This window comes from Methanobacterium sp. BAmetb5, from assembly GCF_003491305.1.
In the GTDB taxonomy this organism is placed as follows: Archaea; Methanobacteriota; Methanobacteria; order Methanobacteriales; family Methanobacteriaceae; genus Methanobacterium.
Map to the genome: position 1 here is coordinate 2,058,656 of NZ_CP022706.1, position 16,345 is coordinate 2,075,000.

16 protein-coding genes and 2 tRNA genes (1 of these 18 only partly in view) are annotated in these 16,345 nt (G+C 44.7%); 13 read left to right on the forward strand and 5 right to left on the reverse strand.

What is annotated here, in order from left to right:
• Positions 1 to 122: 122 nt before the first annotated feature.
• The 7 genes from cdhA to CIT02_RS10270 all read left to right on the forward strand — a co-directional run bounded on the left by cdhA (position 123) and on the right by CIT02_RS10270 (position 8,467).
• A complete protein-coding gene (cdhA, locus tag CIT02_RS10240) occupies positions 123 to 2,486 on the forward strand; it encodes a CO dehydrogenase/acetyl-CoA synthase complex subunit alpha (RefSeq protein WP_292612180.1) in 2,364 nt (787 codons plus the stop codon).
• Between the two features lies 1 nt (position 2,487).
• Positions 2,488 to 3,006 carry a CO dehydrogenase/acetyl-CoA synthase complex subunit epsilon gene (gene cdhB / locus CIT02_RS10245; protein WP_048072369.1) on the forward strand — a complete coding sequence of 173 codons (519 nt, stop codon included), beginning with the start codon at positions 2,488 to 2,490 and terminating at the stop codon, positions 3,004 to 3,006.
• Positions 3,007 to 3,147: 141 nt separating this feature from the next.
• Positions 3,148 to 4,548 (forward strand): CO dehydrogenase/CO-methylating acetyl-CoA synthase complex subunit beta, encoded by a 1,401-nt coding sequence (gene cdhC, locus CIT02_RS10250; protein WP_292612183.1) that lies wholly within the window; start codon positions 3,148 to 3,150, stop codon positions 4,546 to 4,548.
• Positions 4,549 to 4,609: 61 nt separating this feature from the next.
• A complete protein-coding gene (locus tag CIT02_RS10255) occupies positions 4,610 to 5,362 on the forward strand; it encodes an AAA family ATPase (RefSeq protein WP_292612185.1) in 753 nt (250 codons plus the stop codon).
• A gap of 16 nt (positions 5,363 to 5,378) precedes the next feature.
• Positions 5,379 to 6,542, forward strand: a complete 1,164-nt coding sequence (gene cdhD, locus CIT02_RS10260; RefSeq protein WP_292612187.1) for a CO dehydrogenase/acetyl-CoA synthase subunit delta — start codon at positions 5,379 to 5,381, stop codon at positions 6,540 to 6,542.
• Positions 6,543 to 6,555: 13 nt separating this feature from the next.
• Positions 6,556 to 7,947, forward strand: coding sequence for an acetyl-CoA decarbonylase/synthase complex subunit gamma (acsC, locus tag CIT02_RS10265; protein ID WP_292612189.1), 1,392 nt, complete (start codon positions 6,556 to 6,558; stop codon positions 7,945 to 7,947).
• Positions 7,948 to 7,996: 49 nt separating this feature from the next.
• Positions 7,997 to 8,467 carry a 4Fe-4S dicluster domain-containing protein gene (locus tag CIT02_RS10270; protein WP_292614966.1) on the forward strand — a complete coding sequence of 157 codons (471 nt, stop codon included), beginning with the start codon at positions 7,997 to 7,999 and terminating at the stop codon, positions 8,465 to 8,467.
• A gap of 37 nt (positions 8,468 to 8,504) precedes the next feature.
• On the opposite strand, the gene CIT02_RS10275 is transcribed toward CIT02_RS10270, so the two are convergent.
• The 5 genes from CIT02_RS10275 to CIT02_RS10295 all read right to left on the reverse strand — a co-directional run bounded on the left by CIT02_RS10275 (position 8,505) and on the right by CIT02_RS10295 (position 12,501).
• Positions 8,505 to 9,092: a methylated-DNA--[protein]-cysteine S-methyltransferase gene (locus CIT02_RS10275; protein WP_292612191.1), complete on the reverse strand. Its 588-nt coding sequence runs from the start codon at positions 9,090 to 9,092 to the stop codon at positions 8,505 to 8,507.
• A gap of 168 nt (positions 9,093 to 9,260) precedes the next feature.
• Positions 9,261 to 10,607, reverse strand: coding sequence for a HEAT repeat domain-containing protein (locus CIT02_RS10280; RefSeq protein ID WP_292612193.1), 1,347 nt, complete (start codon positions 10,605 to 10,607; stop codon positions 9,261 to 9,263).
• An 80-nt stretch (positions 10,608 to 10,687) separates the two neighbouring features.
• Positions 10,688 to 11,836, reverse strand: a complete 1,149-nt coding sequence (locus CIT02_RS10285) for an NAD(P)/FAD-dependent oxidoreductase (RefSeq protein WP_292612195.1) — start codon at positions 11,834 to 11,836, stop codon at positions 10,688 to 10,690.
• Complete coding sequence (locus tag CIT02_RS10290; RefSeq protein ID WP_292612197.1) at positions 11,826 to 11,999, reverse strand: 4Fe-4S binding protein; 174 nt, start codon at positions 11,997 to 11,999, stop codon at positions 11,826 to 11,828. Before CIT02_RS10290 ends, CIT02_RS10285 begins: the two co-directional genes overlap by 11 nt.
• A gap of 187 nt (positions 12,000 to 12,186) precedes the next feature.
• Positions 12,187 to 12,501: a hypothetical protein gene (locus CIT02_RS10295; RefSeq protein ID WP_292612199.1), complete on the reverse strand. Its 315-nt coding sequence runs from the start codon at positions 12,499 to 12,501 to the stop codon at positions 12,187 to 12,189.
• A 299-nt stretch (positions 12,502 to 12,800) separates the two neighbouring features.
• Here CIT02_RS10295 and CIT02_RS10300 point away from each other — a divergent pair.
• The 6 genes from CIT02_RS10300 to CIT02_RS10325 all read left to right on the forward strand — a co-directional run.
• A tRNA-Leu gene (locus CIT02_RS10300) sits at positions 12,801 to 12,883 on the forward strand.
• Positions 12,884 to 12,968: 85 nt separating this feature from the next.
• Positions 12,969 to 13,041: transfer RNA gene (locus tag CIT02_RS10305), tRNA-Thr, on the forward strand.
• Between the two features lie 158 nt (positions 13,042 to 13,199).
• Positions 13,200 to 14,003, forward strand: a complete 804-nt coding sequence (locus CIT02_RS10310; protein WP_292612201.1) for a metallophosphoesterase — start codon at positions 13,200 to 13,202, stop codon at positions 14,001 to 14,003.
• A 73-nt stretch (positions 14,004 to 14,076) separates the two neighbouring features.
• Positions 14,077 to 14,883 carry a metallophosphoesterase gene (locus CIT02_RS10315; RefSeq protein WP_292612202.1) on the forward strand — a complete coding sequence of 269 codons (807 nt, stop codon included), beginning with the start codon at positions 14,077 to 14,079 and terminating at the stop codon, positions 14,881 to 14,883.
• A 157-nt stretch (positions 14,884 to 15,040) separates the two neighbouring features.
• Positions 15,041 to 15,655, forward strand: coding sequence for a hypothetical protein (locus tag CIT02_RS10320; protein ID WP_292612204.1), 615 nt, complete (start codon positions 15,041 to 15,043; stop codon positions 15,653 to 15,655).
• Positions 15,656 to 15,726: 71 nt separating this feature from the next.
• Positions 15,727 to 16,345, forward strand: partial view of a phosphate uptake regulator PhoU gene (locus CIT02_RS10325; protein ID WP_292612206.1) — the 5' portion only. 281 nt of this gene lie beyond the right edge of the window; the window shows 619 of its 900 coding nt (coding positions 1–619); it begins with the start codon at positions 15,727 to 15,729; the stop codon falls past the right edge of the window.

The following is a 16,345-nucleotide window of genomic DNA, read 5'->3' on the forward strand; positions in this document are numbered from 1 at the left end:
ATTATTAAAGTAATACTGATTAGGGCTTAAAGATGTTGGTTATGCACAAACTTTATATATTCTAATCAACTAGAAAGAAAACATCATTATAAATCATTATCATTATAAATCATTAAGAATTGGTGATAATTGTGGCACCCAAACCAGAGTCTAAACCAAAAAATTTCAAGGATGATTTTTGGAAAACCAAGGACATTAAAATTTCCATTGGTGAAATTGATGAAGCAAGCGGGGCAATTGAAGTTCCAGAGGTTGAAACTCAGGGACCTACTCCCAAACCCAGTATAACTGATCTAAGATCATGGGATATGAAGTTGATGGGTCGTTATGAGCCATTCTATGCTCCCTTCTGTGATATGTGCTGCCTGTGCACCTTTGGTAAGTGTGATTTGACCAATAAAAAAGGAGCCTGCGGAATTGATGCTGAAGCCCAGCAGGCCCGTACTGTACTACTGGCCAGTTGTATTGGCTCTGCCTGTCACTCGGGCCATTCCCGACACCTGGTGGAACACCTGATCGAAGAATTCGGTGCAGACCAGCCCATAGACATGGGTTTGAACATTGATATTCAAGCCCCCATAATGATGACTGTACTGGGTAAAAAACCCCAGAACTTAGGTGATCTAAAAGAAGCCCTGGATTATCTGGAAGAACAGATGATACATCTTTTATCCGCATGTCACACGGGCCAGGAAGGTAAATCAATAGATTTTGAATCAAAAGCCCTCCATGCCGGACTTATGGATAATTTAGGGATGGAAATTGGGGATATAGCTCAGATAGCAGCCCTTAACCTGCCTAAAGGAGATGAAGATGCACCATTAATCGAAATGGGAGTGGGTACCATTGATACCCAGAAACCAGTGGTGTTATGTATAGGACACAATGTACTCCCTGGTGCAGGAATAATGGATTACATGGATGAAACCGGTCAGGAAGAAGACCTGGAAGTCTGTGGAATTTGCTGTGCCGCCATTGATATCAGCCGGTACAATGACCAGGCCAAGGTTGTGGGGCCCATATCCAAACAGCTCAAATTCGTGCGCAGTGGAGTGGCTGATGTTATAGTGGTGGACGAACAGTGTGTGCGTACCGATATCCTGGAAGAAGCCCAGGCCAAGAACACGGCAGTAATTGCCACCACCGATAAAATATGCCTGGGATTACCGGATTTAACCAGTGAAGACCCAGATAAAATCGTCAGTAAACTGGTGAACAAAGAAATACCTGGAGCCCTGATACTGGATCCAGCTAAAGTTGGAGAAGTAGCGGTAAAAGCTGCTAATATATTATCCCCGGAACGAGCAACACTCAAAAAATTACCTGACCTGGACGAAGTCCAGAAAATGGCTTCGGAGTGCACAGAATGTGGTTGGTGTGTTAGGGTATGTCCCAATGGCCAGCCCATGATGGATGCCGTGGTTAAGGCCGGTGAAGGTGACTTCTCCACCTTTGAAGAACTTTATCTCAACGATGTATGCTACACCTGTGGAAGATGTGAACAGGAATGTGAAAGAGACCTCCCACTCATGTCCATGCTGGCCAAGGTGGGTGAAAAACTCTCCAAAGAAGAAAAATTCAACATCAGGGCCGGAAGAGGGCCTGCTCAGGACGTTGAAATCCGTAGAGTCGGTGCACCACTTGTATTGGGAGACATACCAGGGGTGATCGCCTTTGTAGGTTGCTCTAACTATCCTAATGGTGGAAAAGAAGTAGCGGAAATGGCTAAAGAATTCCTGGAGCGTAACTACATAGTGCTCACCACTGGTTGTGGAGCCATGAACATTGGAGAATACCGGGATGAAGAAGGGAAAACATTATACGAACAGTATGGTGGTGAATTTGATGCTCGTGGACTGGTTAACATGGGATCCTGTGTATCTAACTCCCATGTGGTGGGAGCCACCATTAAGATCGCCAACATATTCGCCAAAAAACCACTGGAAGGCAACTTCGAAGAAATTGCCGATTACATCCTCAACCGGGTGGGTGCCTGTGGAGTGGCCTGGGGGGCCTACAGTCAAAAAGCCGCAGCAATAGCCACTGGCGTTAACCGCTGGGGGATACCGGTGGTTTTAGGACCACACGGGTCTAAATATCGTAGACTGTACCTGGGAAGGGCGGATAAGGTTGACAGCTGGAAGGTTAAGGATCTGCGTACCGGTGAGGTAATGGAAGGGGAACCCGCACCAGAACATTTACTCTATGCTGCAGAAACCAAGGAGGAAGCCCTGCCGGTAATTGCCAAATTGTGCATAAGACCTACTGACACGCCTAAAGGCAGACAGATTAAACTGAACAATTATATGGACCTTTATAAACGTTATTTCGGAGAATTACCTCCGGATGTTCATCTGTTTGTAAGAACGGAGAAAGATATTCCTATAACCTACAAAAAGGATGTTCAGGCTATTTTAGAAGAAGTGGGATGGAAACCCCGAAAAGTAGTTCAGGAACCATCCTTAATGGGAATGGACGGTGATTAAGATGGCCAATGATAGAGTAATACCCTGGCAACCTACGGTTATTGCCGGGCCGAAACAAGCGCTGTTGGTAACGCCTGAAACAGCTGAACTCATGATAAAAAAGGCCAAAAGGCCTCTTTTAATCCTGGGGCCGTTGGTTAAAGAAGACCCGGTACTTTCCCTGGCAACGGGGATAGCAAAAAAATGGGATCTTCCGGTAGTTACCACTGCTGATGCCTATAAAGCCTTTAAGGAAAAAGGTTTGGAACCAACTGCTTACGGGGTAGTAGAGATTGTGAACCTCCTTAAAGACCCGGAATGGTCTGGTTTAAAAGGAGAAGGGCAACATGACCTGGTGATTTTCCTGGGGTGTGTGTACTACATTGGTTCACAGGGATTATCCACACTCAAACACTTTGCACCCCATTTAAAGACATTAACTATATGTAAATTTTTCCATTCCAATGCCGATGCTTCTTTCCCCAACATGAAGGATGAAGAATGGTTCAATTATCTTGAAAAAATGGGTACAGGGGGATAAAAACTAAGAAAACATAATCCATGGTTACTCAAAGGGTGAATTACAAAAATCAGGCTCAAAACAGCATATTTTAGTATTTTATTGATTAATTAATGTGTTTACAAGAGATGAAAGCGCGGATTTGTTAAACGGAGGAATTGGATGTTTGAAGATATACCTGTTGATGTAAGCCCCATGTACGAGGGGGAACGTATCAGATCAGCCAACATGTTCGTGGAACTGGCCGGACCCAAGTCTCTGGGTGCTGAACTGGTACAAGTTGAAGAAAACGTTGAAGATGGCAAAATAGAGGTCATAGGGCCTGAACTGGATGCCATGCAGGAAGGAGATATCCATCCCCTGGGGATCCTGATTGAAATCCAGGGAGAACACCTGGAAAAGGAGCTGGAAGGAGTAATTGAACGCCGAACCCATGAACTCTGCAACTACGTTAAGGGTTTCATGCACCTTAACCAGAGAGATGCCATATGGTGCCGGGTAAGTAAAGAAGCCCTGGCAGCAGGTTTCAAACTGGAACATCTGGCCAAAACATTGGCCATACTTTTTAAGGAAGAATTCCCCCTGATTGACTCGATTGCTATTACCATATTAACTGAACCTGCCAAAGTGGAAGAGTTCGTTGCCAAAGCAAAGGAAGAATACCAGAACAGGGATGCACGAGCCAGGGAACTGTCGGATGAAGATGTTGATGTTTTCTATGGCTGTGTGATGTGCCAATCATTTGCACCCACCCACGTATGTGTGGTTACCCCGGATAGAACTGCCCTCTGTGGGGCAATAAACTGGTTCGACTGCCGGGCAGCGGCAAAAATGGATCCAGATGGACCAATTTTCGAAGTTGAAAAAGGAGACATCATTGACGATGTTAAAGGGGAGTACAGTAATGTTAACTCCGTAGTAACTGAACGCTCCCAGGGAACAGTGGAAAGGGTATTTTTACACAGTGTATTTGAATATCCTCATACTTCCTGTGGTTGTTTTGAGGCAGTTGCCTTTTACATCCCGGAACTGGACGGTATAGGAATCGTTGACCGCGATTTCCGGGGAGAAACCCCACTGGGAATACCATTCTCGGCCATGGCCGGGCAGTGCTCTGGTGGTAAACAGGTGGAAGGATTCACCGGCCTCAGCCTGGAGTACATGCGCTCACCAAAGTTCTTACAGGCCGATGGAGGTTACGAAAGGGTAGTATGGTTACCTAAAGAGATAAAAGACTCCTTAGAAGAGTACATACCCGAGGATATCAAGGATAAAATTCCCACCGAGGAAGATGCTTCCAGCCTTAAGGAGATCCGCAGTTTCCTGGAAGAAAAGGGACACCCCATAATGGAGCGAATGAAAACTCCGGAAGCAGAAGTTCCTGAAGAAGAAATCACCGTGGAGGAAACTCCTGAACTAGGGGGTGAAATGGAAATGGAAGAAATGTCAATGGCACCAGTGGCCTATGCACCAGAACTGACTGTGCCCTCCTCAGGAGGGGTGAAAATAATCTTCAAAAACGCCAAGGTCTATGCCGAAAAGGTGATTATCAAGAAAAAATAGGAATATCGGTATAAGACTGGCCTAAAAATTAAGTAAATTACCAACTTTGGGAGCAAATAAAGTGATCATAGCAGTAAGTGGAAAAGGTGGAACTGGGAAAACCCTGGTATCATCTCTCCTGATAAAATCCCTGACCAACACTGGAAAGGATATTCTGGCTATTGATGCCGACCCCGACAGCAATTTACCCGAAGCATTGGGGGTAGATGTCCACAAAACCGTGGGAGATGTTAGGGAAGAATTAAAAGAAGACACAGCCAAGGGCAGGATACCAGTAGGAATGAACAAGTGGGATATTTTGGACTACAAGATAATGGAGTCCATCATTGAAACCCCCAGTTTCGATCTCCTGGTTATGGGCCGACCCGAAGGCAGTGGATGTTACTGTGCAGTTAACAACATGCTCCGCAGAATAATCGAAAACCTATCATCCAATTATGATGTGATCATCATTGACACCGAGGCTGGCCTGGAACACCTGAGCCGCCGAACCACCCAGAACGTGGACATGATGCTGGTGGTCACTGATAAATCAAAAAGAGGAATGCTCACTGCACAACGAATTGGCCAACTGGCTGAGGAGCTGGAAATAAAATTCCAGGAGTTGTATCTGGTGGTAAACAGGGTGAATCCTGAAAATGAGGAAGAAATCCTGAAAAAAGCCAGGGAAACTGGTCTGGACATAGCAGGGGTAATCTTTGAGGATGAAGAGGTAACCCAGTATGATATTGAGGGAAGACCCCTGGTGGAACTTCCTGATGAATCAAATACTGTGAAAACAGTATCCGGGATATTATCCCACATTAGAAAGTAATTAAGGGCGTGGGTATATGGATAAAATGTCGCAACTTCTTAAACTACTGGAAAAAACAGACTATATAGAGATCAATGAATTTAGAATGGACTTTGAGGAACTGGAACTGCAACTAATGCCAGCCATGCAGAGAGTAGTGCAGCAGGCAGCAACCAAACAGGCTGCAGTTCAGGAAACCATCAAAATGATGGAAGCCGCTGATTTTGTTCCTCCAATTAAAGATTACCCCGGTGAAGTAGCCCAGGTGCAACTGGGTGCCGGAACCAGAAAACCAGTATATCTGGGAGGTCAACAGGCACTTTACCGCTTCGAAGAACCACAACCCAATCCTCCGGTGGTAACCTTTGATGTCTTTGACATCCCCATGCCCGGACTACCCCGTCCCATAAGGGAACACTTCTCCGATGTAATGGAACACCCCGGGGACTGGGCCAAGAAGGCAGTGAAGGACTTCGGAGCCAACATGGTCACCATACACCTCATTGGAACCGGACCCAAGGTCATGGATAAAACCCCACGACAGGCTGCCGAAGACATAGAAGAAGTCTTGCAGGCAGTGGACGTACCACTGGTTATAGGGGCATCGGGAGACCCACAGAAAGACCCCATAATACTGGAAGCTGCAGCCGCAGCCGCAGAGGACGAAAGGTGTCTACTGGCTTCCGCTAACCTGGACCTGGACTACAAAAGGGTGGCCAAGGCAGCAGTGGATTACAACCATGCCGTCTTAAGCTGGGCCATCACCGATATAAACATGCAAAAAACCCTCAACAAGTATCTCATGAAAGAGGGCTTAACGCAAAAGGACATTGTCATGGACCCCACCACCTGTGCCTTAGGTTACGGTATAGAATTCTCCATCGATGTCATCACCCGAACCAGACTGGCGGCACTCAAGGGAGACCAGGATCTGCAGATGCCCATGAGTTCTGGAACCACCAACGCCTGGGGATCCAGGGAAGCCTGGATGAAAAACGATGCCTGGGGTCCCACTGATTACCGGGGACCAATCTGGGAGATATTCACCGGGTTAACCATGATGCTCTGCGGAGTGGACATCTTCATGATGCTGCACCCCCTGTCAGTTCAGATTTTAAGCGAAATTGGCTCCACTTTTACCAAGGATTATCTCACCAGTGATGTGCCGGACATATCCAACTGGATAGCGGAGCTGGAATAAGGAGGTTATGAGTATGCAAGTCACGGCAATGGATATATACAGATTGCTTCCCCAGACTAACTGTGAAGACTGTGAAGAAGCTGCCTGTGGAGAGGCCTCCTGCATGGCCTTTGCCACCAAATTATCGGAAAAAGAAGCCCAACTGGAAATATGCACCGAATTATCATCCGAGGCTTTCGACAAACTGGAAACCCTGCTGGCACCAGCAGTAAAGGAGATAACCATAGGAACCGGTGATAAAACCATCACCATTGGTGGGGATGAAGTACTGTACCGCTACGAGTTAACCTACTACAACCCCACCTCCCTGATCATTGACATTTCCGACAACATCAGTGATGCTGAGTTCGCAGAAAGGGTAAAGGTCATAGAGGAAACAGAATTTGAAAGGATCGGTGAAATGCTCACCCTCGATGCTATCGCCCTGAGAAATGCATCCGGAAATGCTGAAAAATTCGCCGAAGCTGCTTTGAAACTTAAAAAATCCAAACTACCCCTGGTGCTGTGTTCATTCGACCCAGATGCCATGAAAGCCGCTTTAGAAAAGGTAGGAGACGAAAGACCTTTAATATACGCGGTAAATGAATCTAATCTGGAAGAAATGGCAGCCCTGGCCATGGAATACAACTGCCCGGTAGCCATATTCTCCCCTAACGACCTGGAAAAGATGAAACAGTTGAGCCGGGCCCTTAGGAATAAGGGAATAGAAGATATAGTACTGGATCCTGGTACGTTTGTCCAGGAAGGAATTGGTGACACTCTGGATAACTTCGTCATGATCCGTCGACTGGCAGTGGAAGAACGAGATGAAGACTTCCGCTTCCCCTTAATGGGAATACCTGCCCTGACCTGGATATACGAGAAAGATGAAGTTCAGGGAGGTATCCGGGAGGCAACCATCGCTGCCACCCTCATGAACAAATATGCGGACCTACTCATATTCCACGGAACCAACATATGGGAATTAATACCAGTCCTCACCCTAAGACAGGGCATATACACTGACCCACGGAAGCCACAGGCAGTGGATCCGGGATTATATGAGTTCGGTGAATTGGATAAAAACTCCCCGGTCCTCATGACCACCAACTTTGCCCTCACATTCTACACTGTGGAAGGAGATATCAAAGGCAAAGCCAATGCTTACCTCCTGGTACTGGACACTGAAGGAAGGGCAGTGGACGTTTCCCTGGCAGGTGGCCAGTTAAATGCAGAAGCAGTGGCTGACCTTATTAAAGAAACCGGTATCGAGGATAAGGTGGATACCCGCACCCTGATCATACCCGGTTTATCCGCTCCAGTAAGTGGAGAAATTGAGGATGAAAGTGGCTGGGAAGTACTGGTTGGTCCCCGAGACTCTTCCGGTGTGCCTGGATTCCTGGAAGAACTTAAAGAAAAATCCTAATATCCCAACTTGTGGTTAATAAGGAATGAGTAATCAGGAAGGAATTAACATGAAGACACTGATGGTAATTGATTCCCGTCGCTGCAGTGAGTGCCAGGACTGCATCAATGCCTGCCAAAACACCCATGGAGTAGCCAGAGCCAAGAAAAGCAGCACAGTACCAGTATTCTGTCTGCAATGTCACCCGGACAAGGCTCCCTGTGCCCGAATATGCCCCACCGGTGCCATCTATGAAGAAGATGGCACTTTAATCGTGGATGAGGACTCCTGTATCATGTGCCGCCTGTGCATGATCGCCTGTCCCGTGGGTATGCTGGTTATAGATGGAGAGAAAAAGGCAGTGCAGAAGTGCACACTGTGCCTGGATGCCGAAGATCAGATACTACCGGCCTGTGTAGAGGCCTGTAAGGATAATGTCCTCAAGATATTCTCGGTGGAAGACCTGGATGAACTTAAAAAGGATCTCTCCTACACCGAAGTACTTAACGAGGCCATGAAAGCCTACCAGAACAAGCTTTAAATTAGATTTTCCACTAAAACCAATTAATTTGGGAAGATTAGGGTCTCACTACACGAAGACCTTCTATCTTCACACCCTCTTTTTTTAACAGTTCCTTCTTCATTTCCACTCCCCCACCGTAGTTACCCAGATTCAAATCAGATCTAACCACTCTATGGCAGGGTATAACCAGTGGGAAAGGATTCCGTGCCATTGCACTCCCCACCGCCCTCCAGGCCCGGCCACCCAGGGACTCTGCCACCTCCTTGTAGGTTCTAACTTCTCCCCGGGGGATTTCCGCAACAATTTCCAGTGCCTTAAGATCAAAGTCATAGGGAACCGTTCCGGCCTTATTTTTTGATTTTTCAGTGGACAAGTCCAGCATATCCTGGTCAAAATCCAGGGAATCTCCCTGGTAGATTTTAACAATCCTTTTAAGTAAGGGCTGGTATTTTTCAGTTAACTGGAAGTGGGGAAATTCCAGGGTAACCTGTTCCAGGATCTTCTCCCGGCTGGTCTGGGGTAGAAATATTTTCACTATTTTTTGGTTCCGGGGAGAAACTCCCACTGCAAAAACGAGATCATCTGCGGGATAAATTGATATCCAAACATTTTCCAGGGGCTTGTTATCAGGGTGTCCTTTCATGGTGCATCTCCAGAATTCGATATGTCCGGGGTATGTAATCGTTAATTATATTATAGTGAAGTTTCACAAATGGGTTCTTAAATTCTACCCCTGAAAACATAATAGTAATAGACAAATGGAATCTCATTTCTTAAAAAATAGAATAAAATAAACCTCTAAATGATTCGATTAACCGTATATGTAGAAACTGTCCACCATTAGTTTTATATCCTCGTTGGCTTCCTGGAAGGCGACGGGATCTCCCACGAACCACAGGTAGTACAGTAAATTTGCCTTTTTAAAGGAAACAATCAGTATACTGGTGGGGGTTACCTCGTGGTTCTCACCGTATATCTCATATATCTCCATATCATACTTTTCAAAGCCCCGTTCATCCATTACTTCACTACCCTGAATACGGAACACATCCTTGAGCATTTCTGCAAATTCACGGGATGTTATTTCCCCTACATCAGTGTTACGGTTAAGAGATAAAGTTATGGAGTTGTTGGCATACAGACCACGGAGCACCTTCTTGGCATCCGAGGTACTCACCATTTCCCAGTGATCAGAATAATCTAAGGATACCTCTCCATTATCATAATTTAAAATTCGAACTTCTTTTTTGGGTTTGAGAATTTTTTGGATGGCTATATCAGCCTGATCCCGTACATATTTGTATTCATCCCTTTGAGCATTCCTCAGAACTTCTAGTCCCCGGGCATCGCCGATTCTTCCCAGTGCTTCGGCAGTTTTACCCCGCACATGGCGATTTTTATCAATGGGTTTTGAAAGAACTTCTATTAATGCAAAGAGAGCATCTTCACTCCCGATTTTCCCCAGGACTTCCACTGCCTTGGCTCTCATTCTCCAGTTTTTGTTTTTAAGTGTTTTTATAAGGGCGGGGACTGCGCTGTCACCTATTTTTCCCAGGGCCAGCATGGACTTCCACCGCACATCAGCATCCTCATCATCCAATGATTCCAGAAGAACAGGAATGGCCCGTTCATCTCTCATTTTCCCCAAAGCCACTGCGGCATATTTCCGCACATGCCAGTCACTATCTTCCAGGGCATTGATAAGATAGGGCACAGCGGTATTATCACCAATGATCCCCAGAGAATTGGCAGCAGTCCTCCTGACACTCCAATTGTTATCTTCCAGGGCAGAAATCAAGGCATCAACTGCTAGGGGGTCTCCTATTTCTCCCAGGGCCCAGGCTGCCTTTAACCGGACTTCTTCATCCGGATCTCCTTCCATGGAATCAATGAGGGAAGGAATTGCACGGGGGTCGCCTATTTTTCCCAGGGCTTCTGCTGAATTTTCCCGGACTGCACTCAGGACGATGTAGTCTGAGTGCCAGGTTTTATAGCGCAGAGCTTCAATAAGGGGGAGTACGGCCCTTTCATCACCTACCTTTTTCAAAGCACGGGCTGCTTCTTTCCTGGTGAGATAATCCTGATCTTTAAGGGCTTTTACCAAACCCTCCACATCTTTCTCTTCTTCCAGATATTCGATATTCACTTCAGAATCCATAGCAATCTCCGGGAACTGGGGGTAAATATATAATTATTCTATTCTATTGACTGCGGAAGTTATAAATGGTACTGGTTTAACTATAGTATCTCCTTTAAAAGTTTTAAAAATTGAGGGTATTCCCGTACAAAACCAAGCATGGACATTTTGGAAATGGATTCCAGGTCCTGGTCCTTCAGGAATTTGGCCAGGATATTCATTTCCTCATCACTCAGTTGATCCATTATTTTACGATACTTGAGAGATTCTTTAAGATCCTTCCCCACTTCCTTTTTCCATAGCTTTTGATAGTTTTTCAGGAAACCACGGGAGGTATCATCATTTTCAATGGCTTCTACCGCCATTTCACCAGCAATACGTGCACAGTGAGCAGTTACATGGATTCCTCCCCCTGTGAAAGGCTCTACCTGGCCAGCAGCATCCCCAACTACCATCAGGCCATCAGTATAGGTTTTATCCACCGGGCCTCGGACTGGAACTCCACCTATGTTGAGTTCCACGGGAGTGGCATCCATATTGGCCGTAAATTTTCTTAGAAAGCTGTAGGCAGTTTTTGTATCGCTCCGAACACCCACCCCTACATTGGCCACACCATCACCCTTGGGAAAGACCCATACATAGCCCCCCGGGGCTATTTTTCTCCCAAAATAGAATTGAAGATAGTGGGGATCGTAGTCTACACCCACCATTTCGTACTGCGCACAGGAACAGAGAGTACCCGGGGTATGCTGGGTTTTAAGCCCGGCCTTTCGGGCTATCTGGGATTCTATTCCATCGGCAGCAATAACCACATCTGCATCAATTTCCAGGGTATGGCCCATATGGGTGGCCACCACTCCACAGACCTTACCGTCCCGGCGTATGAGATCCTTAACCCGGGTCTTGACCATGATGTCTGTCCCTGCCTTGGCTGATTCAATGGCCAAGTGCTTGTCGAATATTTTTCTCTCTAAAATAAATCCTTCAGCATATCCCCCTTCCAGATGACCGTGGGTACCGTCCGGGGCATACACATCTGCTCCTTTAATTTCTGAACAAACGTATTTAGGGGAAGGTTCCATTTCCAGGGTTTGGAATGTACTGGAACTGGTGGCTTCGGCACACTGCACTGGAGTTCCAATTTCCTGATTTTTTTCAATCATTAACACATCCAAACCATTTTTAGATGCAAACAACGAGGCCGTGGATCCACCGATACGTGCCCCCACTACCACCACATCATACTTCATGGTTTCCCTCTTTAATTGCTCCCACTGGGCATACTATTAAACATTTAGTGCAGTTTTTACATTCCCCCTGAATGATCCTCATTCCCTCTAGTTCCAGAGTACCGTAGGGACAGACTGCTACGCATGCTCCGCAATATCCACATTCTTCTGCAGAGATTATCATCTTAACACCAGATCCTCATTAAACACTTAATGACAGGTTCTTTTATTTCCAGTTGTGTAGTTAGTGTTATATTTATAAAATCTTAACTTTATTAATCTTTCTAACCAGGGGGCACGGAAAATATACCATATTTTCACCTGATAAATGATTAATGATGTTTTGGCTTGGTTTACTGGCCGCTTGCTTATTATTTTATATTCAGGGTCAATTCCACTCCTTTACCTGCAACCATGATTTTTTTAATGTATTCTTTGTACCAGATTCCTATCACTTCCCCTTTACGGTAGATCTTAACCTGGGGAGTGTCCACCCTCATCTGGTCGCATTGATGACAGGAAATGGGTTCCTCACCTAAAATAAGAACATAAAATAAACTACCATTACTCTCAATAATTCCATCCTGTTCATTTAGTTCTCTCTCATCGGCCAGATCCATGTTAACTCCGTAATTTTTCAGACTCAGGATTCTGGTTCTTAAATGTGAAGGTTTTGATGAATCCATACCTACAAATTCACCTCCTTATGAATTGGTTAAAATAAATATCAAAAATTACTGCTATTTAACCGAATAAACAGTGAAGATAACCTAATTTTTCTTTAATGAACAGTGTACAAGACACTGGTAGAGAATATATATTGTTAATCTAATTATGGTTACTGATATAATAATATTAAAGTGGAAGATTTTAATCTGTATATTAAATGGGGGTTAAAAAATCTGATGGTCCCACATAATTTACCCCTGATTAGGGAGTGGGAACCGTTAAATTAATATATGACATTCACCCACTTGAGTGTATTGCAGGGGTGCCCGAGCGGCCAAAGGGGGAGGACTTAAGATCCTCTGGTGTAGGCCTTCGAGGGTTCGAATCCCTTCCCCTGCACTTTATACTATTCATGGATCAACTTCAAACAAACTTTAAATACTAAAAGAGAGTTTAAATAGTAAAAAGTTCAACTACAATTATTGCCTTAGTGGCTCAGCCGGTAGAGCGATACCTTGGTAAGGTATAGGCCGGGGGTTCGAATCCCCCCTAAGGCTTTTCTTTTAATTATCATATAATCCTAGTTTTTTTAGATATTCCATTGTTATATTATCCTTAGATATTTAGAAAACCTTATATTAATTTCTAATAAGATATCATTGAGATAAAATTACTCTGTAACTTGATAATTAATTCAATCTTTTTGGTGATTGGTATGAGAGAGAGAATAATCCAAATTTCCGATGTTCATTTTGGGGAGAAAAACTTTTCCCACGATCTTAAAAACAATATTTTAAACCAGATTGAAGGTGAAAATCCGGATCTGGTAATAGTTTCCGGTGATCTTACCACCAACGGATATCCCCATGAATATGAGGAGGCCGCAGCCTTCGTTGACCAGTTGCGTTCCCTGACCAAGACCTACGTGATTCCCGGTAATCATGATGCCCGTAACGTGGGATTACTACACTACGAGAGCATGATTGGTAACCGGAAATTTGTTCACATGGACAAGGACGGGGAATACGCAGTAATTGGTCTGGACTCATCTGAACCAGATATCAACGATGGACAGATCGGTATAGACCAGATGGAATGGTTGAAAACCCAGCTGGAAAAAATTCCCGAACACATGGGTAAAATAGTAACCTTCCACCATCACCTGATGCCCATCCCCCAGACTGGAAGGGAAAGAAATATACTGTTGGATTCTGGGGATTTAATGAGATTATTAACCGACAAGGGTGTTGACCTGGTACTAAACGGCCATAAACATGTTCCCAATGTGTGGATGGTTGAAAAGATGGTCACCCTCAACTCGGGAACTGCCACCACCCGTAAGCTAAGGGGTCAAACCAGACCCTGCTACAACCAGCTATCCTTTGAAGATGAGGATTTCGTGGTGAACCTGGTGGATACAGAAACTGGTCGTAAAAAACAGCTGGCTAACTATTCAGTTAAGGTTGAAAATGAGGAGTACGTGGTCTGTTCTACTCGTCACACTCCCACGGGTAAATAAGGGCCAATAAAATCTTACGGAGCTCTAAATCAGATCCCTTAATTTTTTTAATTTTACATGGCTGGTGTTTTAGATGGCTAAAAAAATAATTCAATTATCTGATGTGCATTTTGGTGACATTACCTTCTCCCACCAACTCAAATCCAATCTCTTAAATCAACTGGAGGATGCCAATCCGGATCTGTTAATATTTGCTGGAGATATCACTGCCAGTGGATTTCAACATGAATACGAGGAGTCCCTGGAATTCGTTGATGAATTAAAGTCATTAACCAAAACACACTGGGTCCCGGGAAACCACGATGCCCGTAACGTGGGACTGGTCCATTTCCAGAACATGATCAGCCCCCGGAAGTTTGTACACACCGATAAAAACTCCAACTTCACCATCATTGGACTGGATTCTGCTGAAGCTGATGTGAGCCACGGACAGATCGGACGCGACCAGATGGACTGGTTGAAAGATGAACTGGCCAAAATACCAGAGGACCGGGCTAAAGTTGTTACTTTCCACCACCATATTATCCCCATACCTCAAACTGGGAGAGAAAGGAATATTTTGCTCGATTCCGGGGATTTAATGCATGTTTTAACTGAAAATGGTGTTGATTTTGTGTTAAATGGTCATAAGCATGTCCCCAATGTGTGGATGCTTAACAACATGGTGGTCTTAAATTCAGGAACGGCCACCACTGGTAAACTGAGGGGTAACATGTGTGCCAGTTACAATGAACTGGAAATTAAGGATGGAGAAGTGTTGGTTAATATGGTTAAGACGGAAACTGGGAGTAAAAAAGCGATGGCACATTATTCCGTGGAAGTTCGTGATGAATCCCTCCTAATCCAATCTTATACTCACAACTCCATACATCAGGTATGAATTAGTAGAAAGGAAAATCATTAAATCCTAAATCACATAACATTTGAAATTTCAATACATTTAACAATCTTTTAACAGAGATTTACTAACTAAAGATTTACTAAATCATTCATAGAGATTTACTAAAAAATTTGGAATGAAATGAGTTTGCGATAGAATGTCAAAAAGTTTAGATATAATAATGGCCGGAGTTATTTCCGGGATAGTGGCCTTCACGACCTCTCAGCTGGGAATAGCCGGAACTATAATTGGTGCAGTAATAGGTTCCATGCTCTATCAGTTTATGAGCCATGTTTTTAAGGACCCTATAGAAAATGTGAACACTTTAAAGACCCAGAGGGTGGAAAGCAGTATATTTTATGTTTTTCCCCTGGTGATAATCCTGGGGATAGAGATTATCTATCTTCTGTCTTCAGTTTACCACATGCCGGGTGAATTATTCCAGTCCCTGGAAACCGCCACGGGATGGAACCTGTTTAGAACCATTGGGGTGGGGCTCATTGTAATGGGAGTTTATCCCCTGCTGGAACCGGAGCGCATACCCCCGATCTACGGTGTGGCGGTGCTGGGTGTGGGTGTGGTGAAACTCATGGCGGGATTTGTGGATTATAATTCTCCAATTGTGGCCTTGTATTCCCCCATCTTCCATCAATTCAGTGAATTGATCTCCATAATACTCATAGCGGTGCTGTTATATGTGATAGTAGCACTGATCCAGGATTCAGTCAATATTTCCAGTAAAGAAGATCCAGGTTTGAAGGAAATAGAATGAACCTTTAACATAGTGATAATCTTTAACTTTAACTTGGCGGGATGTAAATCTCTTATCAGGGCAATGATAAAATGACTAACCGAGCAAAAAACAGTACTCTCAAGGCAGTTCTGGAGGTAATTTTATACGATAATCCTGCTACCCAGGATGAAATAGCAGATAAACTGGGATTGACCCGGAGGTACGTCACTAAACTGTTGCAACCCATGATCAAGGAGGGTGTGGTTCGCCGGGCCTACATCCTGGATCTCAAGAAATTCGATGAATTTTCCGAAATGTTCGATGAGGAGAAAACTTCCCGGGAACACGCTGGAACCTTTCTCATAAAAGATATGCTCCGGGACATGGCCAAACACATCTGCCAGCAGTTTGACATGTCCTTTGAAGCCCTGTCACAGTACGATGCCGAAATGGCTGAAGAAGCCCTGAAACTGGATTACATTTCCAACAACATGCATGAAAAGATTCGTTCTTCGGTGGAAACCGTGATATCCATTAACCCCTACTCCGAGTTCAGTAAAACCATGATCATGGGGGAAGTGGGCTACGATCTGGAGCGCATTGCCGACCATACCTGTCACATTGCCAACTTCGCCCTCCATGAATCAGATCCCATTAGTGAGGAGATGATGGAAATATTAAAATCCATGTACAAAACCTCACGTAAAATGGTTAACCAGTCCATGGAAT

Bases quoted from the DNA above. Each gene is read 5' to 3' on its own strand.
- CIT02_RS10290 (WP_292612197.1), bottom strand. From the start codon at position 11,999: ATGATAATCTCTGCAGAAGAATGTGGATATTGCGGAGCATGCGTAGCA.
- CIT02_RS10315 (WP_292612202.1), top strand. From the start codon at position 14,077: ATGGCTAAAAAAATAATTCAATTATCTGATGTGCATTTTGGTGACATT.
- cdhD (WP_292612187.1), top strand. From the start codon at position 5,379: ATGGATAAAATGTCGCAACTTCTTAAACTACTGGAAAAAACAGACTAT.
- CIT02_RS10295 (WP_292612199.1), bottom strand. From the start codon at position 12,501: ATGGATTCATCAAAACCTTCACATTTAAGAACCAGAATCCTGAGTCTG.
- CIT02_RS10270 (WP_292614966.1), top strand. From the start codon at position 7,997: ATGAAGACACTGATGGTAATTGATTCCCGTCGCTGCAGTGAGTGCCAG.
- cdhC (WP_292612183.1), top strand. From the start codon at position 3,148: ATGTTTGAAGATATACCTGTTGATGTAAGCCCCATGTACGAGGGGGAA.
- CIT02_RS10320 (WP_292612204.1), top strand. From the start codon at position 15,041: ATGTCAAAAAGTTTAGATATAATAATGGCCGGAGTTATTTCCGGGATA.
- CIT02_RS10275 (WP_292612191.1), bottom strand. From the start codon at position 9,092: ATGAAAGGACACCCTGATAACAAGCCCCTGGAAAATGTTTGGATATCA.
- cdhB (WP_048072369.1), top strand. From the start codon at position 2,488: ATGGCCAATGATAGAGTAATACCCTGGCAACCTACGGTTATTGCCGGG.
- CIT02_RS10285 (WP_292612195.1), bottom strand. From the start codon at position 11,836: ATGAAGTATGATGTGGTGGTAGTGGGGGCACGTATCGGTGGATCCACG.
- CIT02_RS10280 (WP_292612193.1), bottom strand. From the start codon at position 10,607: ATGGATTCTGAAGTGAATATCGAATATCTGGAAGAAGAGAAAGATGTG.
- acsC (WP_292612189.1), top strand. From the start codon at position 6,556: ATGCAAGTCACGGCAATGGATATATACAGATTGCTTCCCCAGACTAAC.
- CIT02_RS10310 (WP_292612201.1), top strand. From the start codon at position 13,200: ATGAGAGAGAGAATAATCCAAATTTCCGATGTTCATTTTGGGGAGAAA.